General features: G+C 72.2%; 12 protein-coding genes. 5 read left to right on the top strand and 7 right to left on the bottom strand.

Annotated elements, in window-relative coordinates; translation table 11 throughout:
- Positions 1-65: 65 nt before the first annotated feature.
- The 4 genes from ACZ561_RS33895 to ACZ561_RS33880 form a co-directional block, all read right to left on the bottom strand.
- Positions 66-1,373 carry a PrsW family intramembrane metalloprotease gene (locus ACZ561_RS33895; RefSeq protein WP_471002594.1) on the bottom strand — a complete coding sequence of 436 codons (1,308 nt, stop codon included), beginning with the start codon at positions 1,371-1,373 and terminating at the stop codon, positions 66-68.
- 58 nt (positions 1,374-1,431) lie between these two features.
- Complete coding sequence (gene trmB / locus ACZ561_RS33890) at positions 1,432-2,151, bottom strand: tRNA (guanosine(46)-N7)-methyltransferase TrmB (protein ID WP_471002932.1); 720 nt, start codon at positions 2,149-2,151, stop codon at positions 1,432-1,434.
- Between the two features lie 119 nt (positions 2,152-2,270).
- Positions 2,271-3,482, bottom strand: a complete 1,212-nt coding sequence (gene lhgO / locus ACZ561_RS33885; protein ID WP_471002591.1) for an L-2-hydroxyglutarate oxidase — start codon at positions 3,480-3,482, stop codon at positions 2,271-2,273.
- A gap of 69 nt (positions 3,483-3,551) precedes the next feature.
- Complete coding sequence (locus ACZ561_RS33880) at positions 3,552-4,997, bottom strand: MFS transporter (RefSeq protein ID WP_471002589.1); 1,446 nt, start codon at positions 4,995-4,997, stop codon at positions 3,552-3,554.
- Positions 4,998-5,582: 585 nt separating this feature from the next.
- On the opposite strand from ACZ561_RS33880, the gene ACZ561_RS33875 reads away from it, so the two are divergent.
- Entirely contained in the window at positions 5,583-7,715 is a 2,133-nt protein-coding gene (locus tag ACZ561_RS33875) for an asparagine synthase-related protein (protein WP_471002586.1), read from the top strand.
- 141 nt (positions 7,716-7,856) lie between these two features.
- On the top strand, positions 7,857-8,456 hold the full coding sequence (locus ACZ561_RS33870; RefSeq protein ID WP_471002929.1) for a Uma2 family endonuclease: 600 nt from the start codon (positions 7,857-7,859) through the stop codon (positions 8,454-8,456).
- Between the two features lie 31 nt (positions 8,457-8,487).
- On the opposite strand, the gene ACZ561_RS33865 is transcribed toward ACZ561_RS33870, so the two are convergent.
- On the bottom strand, positions 8,488-10,476 hold the full coding sequence (locus ACZ561_RS33865) for a sigma-70 family RNA polymerase sigma factor (protein ID WP_471002583.1): 1,989 nt from the start codon (positions 10,474-10,476) through the stop codon (positions 8,488-8,490).
- 212 nt (positions 10,477-10,688) lie between these two features.
- Positions 10,689-11,450 carry a TetR/AcrR family transcriptional regulator gene (locus ACZ561_RS33860; protein WP_471002926.1) on the bottom strand — a complete coding sequence of 254 codons (762 nt, stop codon included), beginning with the start codon at positions 11,448-11,450 and terminating at the stop codon, positions 10,689-10,691.
- Positions 11,451-11,805: 355 nt separating this feature from the next.
- Here ACZ561_RS33860 and ACZ561_RS33855 point away from each other — a divergent pair, with 355 nt between their 5' ends.
- Both ACZ561_RS33855 and ACZ561_RS33850 read left to right on the top strand, forming a co-directional pair.
- Positions 11,806-13,170 carry an NAD(P)/FAD-dependent oxidoreductase gene (locus ACZ561_RS33855; protein ID WP_471002581.1) on the top strand — a complete coding sequence of 455 codons (1,365 nt, stop codon included), beginning with the start codon at positions 11,806-11,808 and terminating at the stop codon, positions 13,168-13,170.
- A gap of 107 nt (positions 13,171-13,277) precedes the next feature.
- Positions 13,278-14,903 (top strand): ATP-binding SpoIIE family protein phosphatase, encoded by a 1,626-nt coding sequence (locus ACZ561_RS33850; protein WP_471002578.1) that lies wholly within the window; start codon positions 13,278-13,280, stop codon positions 14,901-14,903.
- Positions 14,904-14,907: 4 nt separating this feature from the next.
- Here ACZ561_RS33850 and ACZ561_RS33845 read toward each other — a convergent pair whose 3' ends face one another.
- Positions 14,908-16,182, bottom strand: coding sequence for an MFS transporter (locus tag ACZ561_RS33845; protein WP_471002923.1), 1,275 nt, complete (start codon positions 16,180-16,182; stop codon positions 14,908-14,910).
- Between the two features lie 143 nt (positions 16,183-16,325).
- Here ACZ561_RS33845 and ACZ561_RS33840 point away from each other — a divergent pair, with 143 nt between their 5' ends.
- Positions 16,326-16,892, top strand: a complete 567-nt coding sequence (locus ACZ561_RS33840) for a MarR family winged helix-turn-helix transcriptional regulator (RefSeq protein ID WP_376444049.1) — start codon at positions 16,326-16,328, stop codon at positions 16,890-16,892.
- The last annotated feature ends 481 nt before the right edge of the window (positions 16,893-17,373 follow it).

The following is a 17,373-nucleotide window of genomic DNA, read 5'->3' as shown; positions in this document are numbered from 1 at the left end:
CGCGGTGCCGTCGGCGTCCGGCCACGCTCGACCTGCGGCTGACCGACCCGGAGGCGCCCCGCGAACTAGCTCCGGTACGGGTTGTAGCCGCCGTAGTCGAGGTACTGGGGCGGCGCCCAGACCTGGCCCGTCGCCCGCGCGGCATAGGTCAGGGCGGGGGATGCGACCGCCTTGCGCTGCCAGAGGTGGTGGAGCAGCTCCTGCTCGCGGGCGAGGAAGTCCGGAGCGCCCGCGCCGCGCTGGGCGCGGTGGCGCAGGAAGGCGAGGGTCGTCGCGAACGCCTCGTACTCCCCGACCGCGACGGCGGCCGCCGGGCCGTACGTGCGGCGGGCGAAGTCGCGGGCGAGGGAACGGGCCCGCATCGAGGAGAGCGCGAGCGGCTCGGCGGGGGAGAGCCAGCCGGCCGCGGCGTACGCCGGGAGCTGCCCGGATATCGTGCGCAGCTCCCGCTGCCTGCTCCATATCGCCAGCCAGGTCAGCAGACCGAACGCGGGCACCATGAAGATGCCGTACACGACGATGAAGCCCCACGGTCCGAGGATGGTCGCCGAGCCGTTCCACAGGGCGTGCACGCCCATCGAGAGGACGAGACCGGCCACCGGAAGCAGGACGCGCCGCACGCGCTGGCGCCGGGTGGCGAGGGCGGCGAAGCCGAAGCCGAGGCCGGTGAGCACGGTGAAGAGCGGATGCGCGAACGGCGACATCACGATCCGTGCGAAGAAGGTGCCGGCGGTCATCGAGCCGATGCCGGTCGTGCCGATCTCCTGGTCCTCGCCGAAGGCCCGGCCGAGATAGAGGATGTTCTCGGTGAAGGCGAAGCCGCTCGCGGTGAGGCCGGCGATCACGACGCCGTCGACGAGACCGGTGAACTCGCGGCGGCGCAGCAGGAAGATCAGCAGTACGGCGGCGGCCTTGGCGCTCTCCTCGACCACCGGTGCCACGACCGTGGCGCCGAGGGTGTCGGCGGACGCGGGGTCGGCCGTGGCGGTGGCTATCCAGCGGACCGCGAAGGAGTTGGCGATGATCGAGACGAGCGCGGCGGCGAAGGCGCCCCAGCAGAACGCGAAGATCAGGTTCCGCCACGGGCCGGGTTCGACGCGGTCGAGCCAGCGGAATGCGGCGACCAGCAGAGGGACGGGCAGGACGGCCAGGCCGAGGCCGACGAGGAACCCCTCGGTGCCGGTCTGGTCCCGCACGATCGCGAGGATCACCAGCGCGCAGAGCGTGAGCAGCGTGACCACGGCGACCGCCCGGACCACCTTGCTGCGCCAGAACGCGCGGCGGGGCCGGTAGCGCCACTGGGCGCGGTCCGGGACAGCCGTGAAGTCGGGCTCCTCGGTGTCCCGGGCAGGGACGGGCACGTGGTTCGACACGTGATCGACCCTAACGACAGCGACTGACACCCCGCGAGGGAGTTCCGCCCTCGACGTCCTACTTCCTGGCGAAGAGCAGGTCGTGCACGAGGTGGCCCTTGTCGAGGCCCTGCCCCTCGAAGCGGGTGAGGGGACGGAAGGCGGGGCGGGGTGCGTAGCCGCCGTCGGCCTGCGTGTTCTCGAAGTCGGGGTGGGCGGAGAGGACCTCGAGCATCTGCTCGGCGTACTCCTCCCAGTCGGTGGCGCAGTGCAGGACGGCGCCGGACTTCATCCGTGTCGCGAGCAGCGTCAGGAACTCGGGCTGGATCAGGCGCCGCTTGTGGTGGCGCTTCTTGGGCCAGGGATCCGGGAAGTAGACGCGGCAGCCGTCGAGGGCATCGGGGCCGAGCATCTCTCGCAGCAGGATGATCGCGTCGCCGTTGGCGACGCGGACGTTCTCGAGCCCGTTGCGGTCGGCGAGACCGAGGAGGTTGCCCTGACCGGGGGTGTGGACGTCCACGGCGAGGATGCCGGTGCCGGGGTCGGCGGCGGCCATCTCGGCCGTGGCCTCGCCCATGCCGAAGCCGATCTCCAGGACGACGGGGAGGTCGCCGAACATCTCCTTCAGATCGAGGATCCGCTTGCCGTCGATGTCGAGACCCCAGTCGGGCCACCGCTTGAGCATCGCCTCGGCCTGCCCCGCGGTGACGCGGCTGCGGCGGGGCTGGAAGCTGCGGATGCGCCGCTCGTGGTGCGAACCGGCGGGATCGGGCAGGGGCCCTTCTCCGGCGGCGAACATCCGACTGCCCCGGCGGGCGACGACGGGCTCGGCGACGGGGCGGGTGGCGGTTTCTTGAGACTCAGACACAATGCCCCCAATTCTACGGGCGCGCTCACCCCACTCCGCTGTGGCGAGGACTACAGAAAGGACAGCGCCCTCGTGGCGATCTCCCGGCCGATCGGGAGCGACGCCGTCGCCGCCGGGCTCGGGGCGTTCAGCACGTGGATCGTCCGGGGGGCCTCACGGATCAGGAAGTCGTCCAGCAGCGTGCCGTCCCGCAGCACCGCCTGCGCCCGTACCCCCGCCGGCGCCCGCCGCAGATCCGTTTCCTCCACCACCGGCAGCAGCCTGCGCACCGCCTCCGTGAAGGCCCGCTTCGACAGCGACCGGCGCAGCTCACCCGCTCCGTACCGCCAGTGCTCCCGCGCGATCTGCCACGATCCGGGCCACGCCAGCGTCCCCGCCAGGTCGCCGGGCCGGACGGCCGACCAGCCGTACCCCTCGCGGGCCAGCGCCGGCACCGCGTTCGGCCCCACGTGCACACCGCCGTCGACGCCCCGCGTCAGATGGACCCCGAGGAAGGGGAAGGCAGGGTCCGGCACCGGATAGACCAGGCCGCGCACCAGCGAGGGGTCCGCCAGCTCGAAGTACTCCCCGCGGAAGGGGACGATCCGCATCCCCGGCTCGTCGCCCGCGAGCCGGGCCACCCGGTCGCAGTGCAACCCCGCGCAGTTCACCAGGACCCGCCCCCGCACCACCGCCCCGGCGGCCGTGCGGACGGCGACGCCCCAGGGCCGGCGGTCGATCGCGGTGACCTCGGAGCCGTACAGGATCCGCGCCCCGGAGGACTCGGCGAGCTGCGCCGCCACCGCTCCGTAGTCGCAGATCCCGGTCGTGCCGACGTGGATCGCGGCGAGCCCCCGCACCCGCGGCTCGTACTCGCTGATCTGCGCGGGGCCCAGCTCGCGCACCGGGATGCCGTTCTCCCGGCCGCGCTGCACGAGCGCGTGCAGCCGGGGGAGCTCGTCCCGCCCGGTCGCGACGATCAGCTTGCCCGTGACCTCGTACGGCAGGCCGTACTCCGCGCAGAACTTGACCATCTCGGCCGCCCCCGCGACCGCGAACCGCGCCTTCAGGGACCCCGGGCGGTAGTAGATCCCGCTGTGGATCACGCCGCTGTTCCGCCCCGTCTGGTGGCGGGCCGGGCCGTGCTCCTTCTCCAGGACCGTCACGCGGGTACCGGGCGCGGAGCGGGTCAGGGCGTACGCCGTCGACAGACCGACGATCCCGCCGCCGACGACGAGCACGTCGCAGTCCACGTCGCGTACGGACCGTGCGGACACCGACACCTGCACCACCTCCCACCCCGATAGTGCACTGACCCACTGACAATCCCGTTAAACCCGGTGGGACACGCGTCACGCCGGAGTCATCAGCAGCGGACGGGCCCGCTCCCGCAGCTCGATGACCCTCGGCTCGTCTCCGTACGGCTCCAGGCGGTGCAGAAGATCCCGTACGTACTCGGTGGTGCGGGCGGACGAGATACGACCCGCCACCTCCACCGCGCGCGTGCCCGCCGCGCAGGCCGCGTCCAGATTGCCCGATTCCAGCTCGGCCACCGCCGACACCACGAGCCGCAGCCCGTGCGAGCGGACGAACTCCTCCGTCGGCCGGGACAGCGCCTGCTCCGTGAAGCGGCGCACCTGGCGCGGCGCCTTCAGGTCCCGGTAGCACTCGGCGGCGTCCGCGCAGAACCGGTCGTACGAGTAGAAGCCCAGCCACGACGGGTCGGCGTCGCCCTGCCGTGAGCGCTCCAGCCAGCCCTCGGCCGCCTTGAGCGCGGCCGCGGCCGCCGGCCCGTCGCCGGCCTTGGCGTGCGCCCGGGCCTCGACGAGCCGGAAGAAGGACATGGTGCGGGCGGTGGCGAGCCCCCGGTTGCGCTCCAGGGCGGCCTGGGCGAGGTCCACGCCCTCGTCGGCGAAGCCCCGGTAGGTGGCCTGGAGGGACATGGACGCGAGGACGTACCCGCCGAGCGGCACGTCGGCCGCGGCGCGCGCCAGCCGCAGCGCCTGGATGTAGTAGCGCTGGGCGGCCTCCTGCTGACCGGTGTCGAAGGCCATCCAGCCGGCCAGCCGGGTCAGCTCGGCCGTCGCGCCGAACAGGGCCCGGCCGACCTCGTCCGAGTACGAGCCGAGCAGCAGCGGGGCGGCATCGACCCGTAAGCACTCAGGGACCATCGAGGAACGCCAGTCGCCGCCCCCGTACTTGGAGTCCCAGCGGCGCGCGTCCTCGGCCGCCTCGCGGAGCTTGGCGACGTCGCTGTGCCCCACGCGCGCGTGGGGGCCGGTCTCGGGCCCTTCGGGCACCGGTCCTTCGGCGGGTTCGAGCAGCCGCTCGACGGATGCGTCGGCGGGCGTTATCAGCCACCGGGAGGCGGGGGTCGCATAGGCGCTGACCGCGAAGGATCCCGCGAGCGACTGCCAGATCCCGCCGCCGCCGGCCCGTCGGCCCGCGAGGTCGAGACGGTACAGCTCGGTGGCCGAGCGGACCGCCTCACCCACGTCGCGCGGGAAGGCGAGACCCACCTCGGGCGCCGGGTCGGCGTCGGCGAGGCCGATCTCGTGCAGCGGCACCGGCCGGCCGAGCTTCTGGCCGATCGCGGCCGCGATCAGATGCGGCGCGGCGCCCTGCGGCACCATGCCCTTCGACACCCACCGGGCCACCGAGGTCTTGTCGTAACGAAGCGTCAGGCCCCGTTGTGCCCCCAGGTCGTTGACGCGCCGGGCGAGGCCGGCGTTGCTGATTCCCGCGAGGGCGAGAACCGTGCCGAGCTTTTCGTTCGGCCCGCGTTGCTCCCTGGACATGACGCCACCCCTCGACACCCAAGACGGCCGCCACGACGCCGGGCATAGGCGTGCGGCATTCGTAAACACAGCGTAGTTCGCCGCATCCCTACCGTTAAGGGGCGGAGTTCCGTATGGCGGGATTGTTGTGTGAACAGACGGATGGGGGACGGATGGCGTAGTGACGTCGGCGCGTGGAACGTGGGGTGGCGCCCGTGGGGCGGCTCCGGGCGCGTGCTCCGGTTGTGTGGCCGTGCGCCCGGCCGTGCGCTCTCGCCCGGTCGGAGCGGGAGCGCTTCCATGAGTGCTGCGTGGGTCGGCCCACCCGGCTGTGGACCGGTGGGCTGGGGGATACCGCCGCCCCGCTCCCCGCGGGCGGCGGACGGCTCCGGGAGGCGGACAGCGCCTCCCGGACTGCCGGACACTTCCCGGACAGACGGCTACTCCTGGCGCTGCTGAGAATGGCCGAATGACGACGGTGGCCGAAGCGGCCGCAACTGTCCCATGCCAGGGGCGCATTCACCTTTGCGCGCGCGACCCCGGAGCCCCTCCTGTGCGCCGTTGTCGTGGCAGCATGTTCCTCCACTGAACTACGTGGAGGCGCCGATGCGATGGCTGGTGGGCTGGAGCAGTGTCGCCGCGAGCTTCGGTCCGACGGGTACGGCCGGCGCCGTGGGGGGTGCGGCCTCCGAGGGGCGCACGGTCCAGCCGGTGGGCGCACAGCTGCTGTGGGGTGACCCCGATCCCCTCTGGGCGGTCGGCGACTGGCGCCCCGACGAGGTCCGGCTGATCAGCATCGACGCACACACCCGCCTTGCCGTACTGGGGTGTTGTGCCGCGAGCGACGAGGAGCTGAGGGTTGGGCTCCTCACCGCGCGCGGGGGCGCGCTGCGCCATCTCACCGCCTGGGCCGGCAGCTACACCGCGGTCGTGAAGGTCGGCCGCCGGATCACCGTCACGGGCGATCTGGCGGGCGCCCGGCCGGTGTTCCACACCCCGTGGGCCAACGGCACGGCGTATGCCACCGCCGCCCTGCCCCTCGCGGACCTCATCGAGGCCCAGCTCGACATCGGGCATCTGGCCGCGCTCCTCGCGTGCCCCGAGACCCCGGAGGCGCTGCGCGACTCGACACCGTACGAAGGGGTGAAGCGGGTGCCGCCCGGGCACGCGCTGATCCTGCGCGAGGGTTCGCGCGAGATCACCGGCTACGAGGCGGTGGCCTCGCTCGCGGTCGCCGCCGCCGAGGTCGAGCCGCGCCGGGCGGTGGAGGGAGTGCGGGACGCGCTGGTCGACGCCGTACGGGCCCGGCTCACCGCTCCCCGGCACGCGCCGGACTTCCCGCTGCCGGACCCCGGGCCCGTCCCCGGCATGGGGCCCGCCGAGCGGCGGGCGGCCCGGGGCGGCGGCCCCGCACCCGGGATCGGCGCGGATCTCTCCGGGGGCAGCGCGTCGGGCACGCTCGCGCTGCTGGCGGCCGGCCTCCCGGGCGTGCCCGGGACGATCCTCGGTCACGGCACGGGCGCGGGGGAGCGGCTGCTCGCCGTCACCTTCAACGACCTCACCGCCCAGGGAGGTCCGGGCGGTGCTCCGGGCCGGGAGGACGAGCTGGAGCGGGCCCGGGCGATCGCCGAGAACCCGCGGCTGCACCATGTGGTCGTGGCGGCCGGCGAGGAGGCGCTGCCCTACGCGGAGCTGGACGGTCCGCTGACCGACGAGCCGGGTCCCTCGCTCGTCGTCGCCGACCGGCACCGGCGGCGCCTCGCGGGCGGCAGCGCGGACCACTTCACGGGCCTGGGGGCCCGTCAGGTCCTGGACGCGCACCCGGCGCGCCTCGCCGATCTGCTGATGGACCGGCGGCGCAGGTCGCTGGTGCGCCCGGTGACGGCACTCGCCAAGGCCACCGGCCCGTCGGCGGGTTCACTGCTGGTGCCGCTGACGGTGTACCGGGCCGCGCGTCGGCTCGCCCGTACCCCCTACCGCTCGGGCCTGGAGGTGGCGGCGACACGGCTCCTGGAGGCCAACCGCCCGGGGCAGGGGGCCTTCGGTCCCCTGGAGGCGTCCCTCTCCGCCCTGACCTGGTCCCGTCCCGGCCCCGCGGCACGCTGGCTCACCGGTGAGGCACTGGCTGAAGTATCGGTTCGCCTGAACCGGGCCGCGACCCTGCCGACATCGGTACAGCGACCGGGGGAGGCACGCGCGCGTGCGGCACTCGCCCGGGCGGCGGCCGACCACCGGGTCCTGGAACAGGCGGCGGAGATCCGCAGCCAGCGCCTGCACGCGCCCTTCCTCGACAACCAGGTCGTACGGGCCTGCCGCGTCCTCCCCGAATCCCTGCGCGTCCAGCCGGGCGCCCGGGCGGCCGTCCTGCGCACCGTCCTCGCGGGGGCGGGCATCCACGACCTCCCGTCGGGCTGGGGCACGCCGAACCCCGTGGTCCCGGCCTCGGCCGTCCGCGCGGGCCTGCGGGCCGCGCTCCCCGACCTCATGGCCCTCTTCTCGGCCCCGCTCCTCGCCGACGCGGGCCTGATCGAGGCCCGCGTGGTCCGCAAGGCCCTCCGCGCGGCCTCCGAGGGCGAACCGGTCCCCCTGGACGGCCTGGCCGACCTCGTCTCCACCGAACTCTGGCTCCACCGCCTCCTCGCCCGCCGCGGCACCTGCTGGACGGGCACGGCGGCCCCTCCGAGGCAACGGGCGGTAGTGGGCCCGCTGGTGCCGTCGACGCGGTCGCTTCCGGCGTGAGGGGTACGGGCGTGCGGGGGTGGCGGGCGGCCGGGGACGAAACGTAACAGCACGCTCGTTCGAGTGAACGTTTCGGATCTGCGCCTGAGGTTGGGCCTAGTCTGGGAGCGTCGCACCGAGCGAAGGAGGTCCGTCATGGCGATGGCTCTGCCTATCCCAGAGGGTGGGTTCCCCGGCCACGAGGTGCCCGACCGTGAGGGGGCGGGTGTCCAGGAGACCTTCGAGCTGTTCAGTGCGCTGGCCCCCAAAGGCTGGCGCGTGGAGCTGATCGAAGGGGAGATCCACGTGACACCACCAGCAAATGGGGAGCACGAGGCGATCGTGACGGAAGTGGTGGAACAGGTGATCGCCCGTCGTGTCGACAACAAGCTGCGCAACTCCACCGGAATCGGCTTGTACGTCCCGGGAGCCTCCGAGACTGGTCATGTCATTCCCGACCTCGTCATTGCACCCAAGGGCAGCTTCGACGATCAGGAGGAATGGCACACACCGGACGCAGTCGTCCTCGTAGCCGAGGTCACGTCCTCCTCCACCGCCAGCCGTGACCGTGTGCAGAAGATCCGTGGCTACGCCCGCGCCGGCATCCCTCTCTACCTGCTGATCGATCGCGACGCCGACGAGGCCATCGTCTGCTCCCGACCCCTGGGTGACGACTACGCGCACAAAGCCAGCCACAAGCTGGGAACGCCCGTACTCCTCCCGGCTCCCCTCAGCTTCGAACTCGACACCTCCGAGTTCTGACCCTCGTACGCGACCGGCATCCGCACCCGGCTCAGGCGCAGCTGATCTGCGACTGCGCCCAGTCCGCCACCGCGGCCCGTCCGAACGGTGTGTGCTCCTCCACGACCAGGCGGATCGTCGTGCGGCCAGCGATGCCCACATGGACCGGGACCGCCGGGTCGCCCGGCCGGAGCACGTCCGAGCGCCAGAGCCGTTCGTCGTCGCCGTAGACGGAGAAGCGGATGCCGCCGGCCCTGAGGGGCACGCTCAGGTCGTCGACGCCGACGACCGCGTCATAGCCGGTGCACCGGCGGTTGAGATCGATGGTGACGGAGGACGGCGCGTGCACGCTCACCCCGTGCGCGTACCGTGTGCCGTCGATCGCCAGACCGTTGCGCTGCCACATCCAACTGCTGTCCCCGAGCCGTACCTCCGGCTCGGTGCCGTCACCGAAGATCCCGTAGTCCAGCCGGTTGACCTGGTACACGGCGGGAGGAGCGGGCGGCGGGGTCGGCTTCGGCGGGTTGGGCTCGGGCTTCGGCGCGGGGGCCGGCGGGGCCGGCTTCGGAGTGGGCGTGGGGCTGGGCTCGGGCGGCGGAGGGGGCGGCGTGGGCGTCGGTGTCGGCTCCGGGGCCTGTACGGGCGGGGCCGGCGGCGGAGTGGGCTCGGGCGTCGGCTTCGGCGGCGGCGTCGGCTCCGGGGGTACGACGGGTACGACGGCGGGCGGCGACGGCACGGGCTGCGCGACCGGCTGCGGATCCCCGGACAGCGCCCACACCAGACCGGCGGTCGCGGCGACCGCCACGGCTGCCGCGATGCCGGCCTTCGCGGGAGCGCCGAGCCCCTCGGCCACGGCGGCGGAGGACGCCCCGGCCGTGCTCGACGAACCGGCCCCCGTCGCGGCGGCGGCCGCACCGGCACCCGCCGCGCCCGCCACACCACCGGCCACGATGCCCGCGGCCTTGAGCGAGTACCCGGCGGCGAACCAGCCGATGACGGCGACCGGCAGCAGCGCGGGGATCCCGGCGTTGACGTGGGCCAGTTCACCGGCGGCGAGCCGGCACTTGGCGCACTCCTCCAGGTGCTTGCGCAGCCCCCGCTCCGCCCGCATCCGCAGCCCGCCGCGCGCATAGGCGCCGAGCCGGTCGGCGTAGCGGGAGCAGTCCCCGCCGGCGGTGAGGGACTGGCTGACATGGGCCTGGAGGTACGCCTGCTTGAGGCCCTCGCGGGCCCGACTGGCGAGCACGGCAGTGGCGTTGGCGGTCAGGCCGAACAGCGGTGCGACCTCGCTCGGCGACTCCTCCTCGACCGTCGTGTGCCACAGCACGGCCTGCCACCGCTCGGGCAGCGAGCGGAACGCCTGCATGGCCAGGGACTGCTCGGCCTCGTGCATGGCAAGGACATCGGCGCCGAGATCGAGCCCCGCTCCGAACGACGCGTTCTGGTCGGAGACCTCGGAGCCGCGAGCGGCCTGCGCCGCGAACACCGCGAAGTCGTCGACCAGATGCTCCCGCTTCTGCGTCCGCGTCCAGTTCGCGGCCACCCGCCGGACCGTGGTCAGGAGGTAGGCACGCACGGCCTGCTCGGGCCCCGCCCCGCCCCGTACGGCCTGGAGTGTCCGGGCGAACACCTCCGCCGTCAGGTCGTCGGCGGTGTGCGCGTCGCGGCAGCACGTCCTGGCGTAGCGCCGTACGGCCTCGGAGTGGCGTCGGAACAGCTCTTCGTACGCGCTGTCGTCGCCGTCCCGCATCAGCTGGATGAGATCGGCGTCGGACAGCGGCAGTTCGACGGGCGGCGGCAGTACGGAGTCGGGCTCACCGGCGCCTTCGCCGACCGGCCGGAGCCCCCGCTCACGCTGCGTGGGCACGCTCGGATCGGCGCGCCCCGGTACGGCGAGACCCTGCGACGCGGCCGTCGTGCGCGTGGGCGCACGAGAGGAGCCTCCTGGCCCGCCCTGGCTCGGCACCTGCCGGGAAGGCAGGCCCCCGGTCTCCGTGGCACCGCCGTTGCCCAGCGGTTCGTCCCGACCGTCACCGCTCATCGCGGAAGCCCCCGTACGCACGCTCAGACCCGAACACGGGCACAGCGTGCCACAGAGCGCAGGTGGGTCGAACCCTCCCGTCCACTTACCACCCGTCCGGGGCGACTTCCTGTATCCGGGCGTAACCGTTCATCCGTTCGTGGAATGCTCAACGGTCCGCCCGGACCATCCGACGTCCCGACCGTCACCCGACGCCGCAGGCCCGGCATCCGCTACCGCGAGCGCAGACCCTCCAGGAGGATGTCCAGGAGCCGGGCCGAGGCCGCCGCCTGCTGCGCCGCGTCCGGCAGCGCGGGCGCCGCCGTGGCTATGACGAGAAGGACGTCCGCCACGGTCACGTCCGTCCGCAGCTCGCCCGCCTCACGGGCCCGGTCGACCAGCCGCCCGACGACCTCCAGGAGCTCCGAGGCTCCGGCGTCGTCCTGCTCGGACTCAGGCACCGCCCGCGGTCCGACGCGATGCTCGGCCTGGTCGCCGAAACCCCGCTGGTGCGGTACGCGCGTCTCGTCCTCCGCCGACCGTGCCGGCAGCACCAGGTCGTCCGCGTCCACGCCCACCCGCAGGATCTGCGGCGGCAGCAGCCTTCCGGCGCCCGAGGCAACCGACGTGCGCAGGAAACGGGAGAGCGCCGACCAGGGCTCTTCCTCCTGACCGAGAGCCGCACGGGCCTGGTCCGTCAGCCGGGAGGTCTCCTCCTCGGCGATCCGGCGCACCAGGACGTCCTTGCTCGGGAAGCGGCGGTAGACCGTGCCGACACCGACCCGGGCCCGACGGGCCACGTCCTCCATCGGCGCCCCGTAACCGAGTTCGCCGAAGACCTCGCGCGCGGCGCGCAGGACGTGCTCCAGATTCCGCTGCGCGTCCACGCGCAGCGGAGCCGAGCGGCCGACGTGCGCCGACGCTCCCGTCCGTCCGTTGACCGAGCCGTCCGTCGTGCCGACGACGGCCTGCCAACGCGAATCCTGCATGTGCATAAGCGTTCCCCCGCTCATGATGTCTCCCCCCGGAGACTCCCCGCCCTGACACGGGATCGACCGGACCGTCCCACGCACTGGTCTACGCGCAGCGATCCGATACCCCGACGAGGTACGAACATAGTTGAGTCGAGGTCAATTCAGAAGGGGGAGTTCCGTACGGTGCGCCCCCCGATCGGAGCAAGGGCCTGAACTCTCCCGATTATGACCCCCCGACTCACCCCACACGCCCACCCTGACCTGCGCACTTCCCGCCGCACCCACCTCACGCGCCACCCCGCGCCTCCACGCCCCACCGGTCACACAATTTGCCGGGCCTGTGGACAAACCCCGAACGGCGTTGCGTCATGGGACAGTGACCGAACCTGTGCGCATTCTCGTTGTCGGCGGTGGCTACGTCGGGATGTACACCGCGCTGCGCCTCCAGCGGCAGCTCAAGGCCGAGCTCAGAAGCGGTGCGGCCGAGATCGTGGTGGTCACGCCCGAGCCGTACATGACGTACCAGCCCTTCCTCCCCGAAGCGGCCGCCGGCTCGATCTCCCCGCGCCACGTCGTCGTCCCGCTCCGCCGCGTCCTCGACAAGTGCCGGATCGTCATCGGCGAGGTCCACGCCGTCGACCACGCCAAGCGGACCGCGACCCTCTCCACCCTCGCCACCGAGGAGGAGGGAACGGGGAACATCCGGCTCACCTACGACGAACTGGTCATCGCGCCCGGCTCGATCTCCCGCACCCTCCCCGTCCCCGGCCTCGCCGACTACGCCATCGGCTTCAAGACCGTCGAGGAGGCCATCGGACTGCGCAACCACGTCATCGAACAGATGGACATCGCTTCCTCCACCCGCGACCCGGGCCTGCGCGACGCCGCCCTCACCTTCGTCTTCGTCGGCGGCGGCTACGCGGGCGTGGAGGCCCTCGCCGAGCTGGAGGACATGGCCCGCTACACCGCGCGGTACTACCACAACGTCAAGCCCGAGGACCTGAAATGGGTCCTGGTCGAGGCGTCGAACCGGATCCTGCCCGAGGTCGGCGAGAAGATGGGCAAGTACGCGATCCGCGAGCTGCGCGGCCGCAACATCGACGTACGTCTCGAGACCCGCCTCGAGTCCTGCGAGGACCGGATCGCCGTCCTCAGCGACGGCACACGCCTCCCGACCCGTACGGTCGTCTGGACCGCCGGCGTCAAACCCGCACCGGTCCTCGCCGCCACCGACCTGCCGCTCAACGGCCGCGGCCGGCTCACCTGCACGGCACAATTGACCGTCGACGGCGTCGAACACGCCTGGGCGGCCGGCGACGCGGCCGCCGTCCCCGACATCACCGCGGAGGAGCCGGGCGCCGAGTGCGCGCCGAACGCGCAGCACGCCCTGCGCCAGACCAAGGTGCTGGCCGAGAACATCGCCGCCTCCCTCCGCGGACAGCCGCTCAAGGAGTACGCCCACAAATACGCGGGCTCCGTGGCGTCCCTCGGCCTTCACAAGGGGGTGGCGCACGTCTACGGTCGCAAACTCAAGGGCTACCCGGCCTGGTTCATGCACCGCGCCTACCACCTCAGCCGCGTCCCCACCTTCAACCGGAAGGCCCGTGTCCTGGCCGAATGGACCCTGTCCGGCCTGTTCAAGCGGGAGATCGTCTCGCTCGGCTCGCTGGAACACCCGCGCGCCGAGTTCGAACTCGCCGCCGCGCCCCCGCCGCCCAAGAACGGCCCGAAGCCCGACTGACACCGATGTCAGTACGGTCGGTCACACTGGACGTGTGACCATAGGTGGGCTCACACCTGCACAGAGTGACTCAGCACGGCCAACGACACCACGAGGCATACAGATCCGTGAACTTCACCCGTTGGAGCGCCCGACTCCCCGGCACGCAGCGCCGCACGGCGGCGCGGGGGACCGAGGGCTCCGTGCCCGCGGCCCGCGGGGAGTACGAGCAGCAGCCTGAGCCCCTCCCCGACGAAGTCCCCGCCCTGGAGGACTTCTCCGTACGGGAGATCATCGGCCGACTCCCCGGCCTCGTCGCGCTCGTGCACGGCTCCGAGCACCGCATCGCCTATGTGAACGACGCGTACGCCGCCGCCTTCGGACCCCGCCCCACCGGGGCCACCGTCGCCGACGTCTGCCCCGAGGCCCACGAGCTGGGCCTGCTGCCACTGATGGACCAGGTCCTGCGCAGCGGGAAGCCCCGCACGGTCAAGTCCCGCAAGACCCAGGACGGCGGCTCGTACACCGTCACCTGCCTGCCCGTGGACTCCCCGCGCTTCGACGGCGGCGCCGTCCTCGTGCACGCCGCCGACGTCACCGACCACGCCGAAGCCGCCGAGCGGCTGCGCGCCAGCGAGCGCCGGCACCGCGAGACCGCCGTCACCCTCCAGCGCTCCCTGCTCCCGCAGGAGCTGGAACAGCCCGACGACCTCCGGATCGCCGCCACGTACCAGCCCGGCGGCACGGACGCGGCGGTCGGCGGCGACTGGTACGACGTCATCACCCTCGGCGCGGGACGCACCGCACTCGTCATCGGCGACGTGATGGGCCGCGGGGTGCGCGCCGCAGCCGTCATGGGCCAGCTCCGCACCGCCGTTCGCGCCTACGCCCGGCTCGACCTGCCCCCGCACGAAGTGCTCCAGCTGCTCGACGGCCTCGCCGCCGAGATCGACGCCAGCCAGATCGCCACCTGTGTCTACGCGGTCCACGACCCCAACGAGGGCAAACTCGTCTACGCCTCAGCCGGCCACCTCCCGATCCTCGTCAGGGACGAGGACGGCACGGTCCGCCGCGCCGAGGACCCCACCGGCCCCCCGCTCGGCACCGGCGGCTGGCTGCACACCTCCGGCACGATCGCCCTGCCCCCCGGCTCCACCGCCGTCCTCTATACGGACGGCCTGGTCGAACGCCGCCGCGAGGACATCGACGAAGGCGTCGCCGCGCTGGAGCGCGCCCTGTCCGGCGCGCTCGGCACCCCGCAGGTCGTCTGCGACCGGCTGCTGCGCTCGCTCGGTGTCACCGCGGAGCACGACGACGACGTGGCGGTCCTGGTGGTCCAGCACCCCGCCCGCAAGGGAGCGGACGCCGAGCTCTTCCACAACGCGGCCCTGGAGCTCCTCGGCGGAGTGGAGGCGGCCCCACGCGCGCGTGCCTTCGCGTCGGGCGTCCTCTCCAGCTGGCGCTTCCCGGTCGAACTGCGCGACCTCGGCGTCCTCGCCACCAGCGAACTGGTGGCGAACTCGCTCAAGCACGGCACCCCGCCGATGCGGCTGCGGCTGCGCCGTACCGACCGGCGTCTGATCATCGAGGTCACGGACGGCGACGACCATCTGCCGCGCCGCCGCAGGGCGGAAACGGAGGACGAGGCGGGTCGCGGAATCTCGATCATCGCGACGATCGCCTCGTCCTGGGGAAGTCGCCGTACGCCTGGAGGCGGCAAAGCGGTCTGGTGCGAGTTCGCCCTGCCCGACTGAGAGGTCAGGCGGAGACGCTCTCCTTCTCCGGCAGATGCTGGGCCACGACCCGGGAGGTCCTCGTGGCCAGGGACGGCTGGTCCTGCACCGGCGTGAGCTGCCTGCCGAGCCGCAGCGCCAGGTACGTGATCCCGAGCGAGAAGAGCACGAAGGTCACGATGTACGGCCCGTGCAGCGAGGCCCCCATGGGCCCGCCCACGGCCGGCCCGACGGCCAGCGCGAGCTGCTTGACCAGAGCGAACGCCGAGTTGTACTGCCCGACCATCGACTCCGGAGCCAGGTCGGCCACCAGCGGCGCCACGGTCGGCGACAGCATCGCCTCACCGAGCCCGAAGAGGGCGTACGTGGAGACGAAGGCGGCGGTCGCCATCGCCTGGCTGCCGTGCCCGAGCCCCGCGTACCCGGCGATCACCCACGCCACGGCCCAGATCAGACCGACGGCCGCGATCACCCGCGAGCGGCGACGACGCTCGACGAACCGCAGCACCACGAACTGCGCGACGACGATGACGGCCGTGTTGGCGGCCAGCGCGATCCCGAGCGTCGACGGTTGGATACCGGCGGCCTCGGTGCCGTACGCCGCGAGACCCGACTCGAACTGCCCGTAGCAGGCGAAGAACAGCACGAAGCCGAGGACGCAGAGCTGGACCATGGCCTTGTGCCCGAGCAGCGCCCGGACGCCGCCGCCCTTGCCGGCGGGACGGGTGCCCTGCAGGGCGGGGGAGCCCGGCATCCGCACGGTCAGCACGATCCCGGCGAGCACCAGGAACATCACGGCTTCGATGGAGAAGAGAAGAAGGAAGCTGTCCGGCCGGCTCGCGTCGACGAGCTGGCCGCCGATCAGACCACCTACGCCGAGTCCGAGGTTCTGCAGAAAGAACTGCATGGCGAAGGAACGCGTACGGGTGGCCGGGTCCGAGCACCAGACGATCATCGTCGCGAGGGCCGGCTGCATCACGGCGGTACCGGCACCGAGCAGCGCGGCCGAGCCGACGGCGGCGGGCACGCTCTCCGAGAGCCCCATGCCCAGAGCGCCGAGGGACGCGAGGACGGCGGCGACCAGAAGGACGGGAACCGGACCACGCCGGTCGATGGCCCGCCCGCTGAAGGGCAGCACCACGAGCGCGGCCATGGCGAAGACGGCGAGCACGATGCCCGCCGTGGAAGCACCCAGGTCCCGCACCTGAGCGACATACACATAGAGGTACGGAACGGTGAAGCCGAGTCCGAACGCGCTCAGCGCGCTGCCTGCCTGGATCCGGCGCATCGCTGCACCCATCGCCTTGGTCACACTCACCCACTTCGATCGACGGTTCAGCCCTGTAGGCATCAACCGTGAAGACTTCAACAGTAAAATTAGATCCTTAACAATACACATGGAAGGACTTCAATGCCAACGAGGACCCGTGGGATACTCCCCGCATGTCCGACAACCCCGAGCAGCCCGGCCCGCAGCCCCTGCAGGAGCCGAGCCTCGACGAACAGATCGCGGCCTACCAGCGCGAGTTCCGCGAGCTCGACCCCCAGGTCGAGAAGGTGGTCTCCGCCCTGGGCCGGCTGAACCGGCGCATGAACGTGGCGTACGGCCGCCAGCTCGCCGACCTCGGCATCAGCAACGCCGAGTGGGAGGTCCTCAAGACCCTCGTCCTGGCCGGCGCCCCCTACCGCCTGGGCCCCGGCGAGCTGGCCAAGCGCCTCGGCCTGACCCCGGCCGCCATGACCCACCGCATCGACCGGATGGCCGGCGAGGGTCTCGTCACCCGCGATCGCGACGAGAACAACCGCGTACGGGTGATCGTGGAGCTCACCGACGAGGGCCGCTCGAAGTGGCTCGAGGCGATGCGCATGGCGACGGACTTCGAGGAGAAGCTCCTCCAGGACCTGACGAGCGAGGAGCGCGGCGGCCTCGGCGACATGCTGATCCGCCTCCTCCGCAGGGTCGAACACACCCAGCCGGACGCGGGCGGCCGGCTCACCGACCTGGACTGAGACCCCCGGCAGGCACCTGGAGGCGACGCCCGAAGAGGCCACCGGGGCGGGGTTGACACGCACCCGCCGTATCCGTAGTGTTCTCCGAGTTGTCACGGGGCCGGAACGGTTCTGCGACAGCCACTCCCGCCGCTGATGCGGCACCTCTACTCAGTACGATCTCCCAGCCGGGAAGAATTTCGGCATGCCGAAATTCATTTCGATTGACTCGATTATGAGTCGCCCGGGAAATCCGCTAGAGTTTGAGCGTCGGAACGGCCCAACAGCCGCAAAGACAACCCACTCTGACTGGGAATCAGGCCCGAAAGGATCTGATAGAGTCGGAAACGCCGGAAGGCCGAAACGGGAAACCGAAGAGGCCGGAAAGCACCGAGGAAATCGGATCGGAAAGATCTGATAGAGTCGGAAACGCAAGACCGAAGGGAAAAGCCCGGAGGAAAGCCCGAGAGGGTGAGTACGAAGGAAGCGTCCGTTCCTTGAG

It is taken from the genome of Streptomyces sp. NPDC039609 (genome assembly GCF_055596705.1).
The sequence above is the reverse complement of the archived record's forward strand: the minus strand, read 5'-3'. Positions and strand labels throughout refer to the sequence as shown.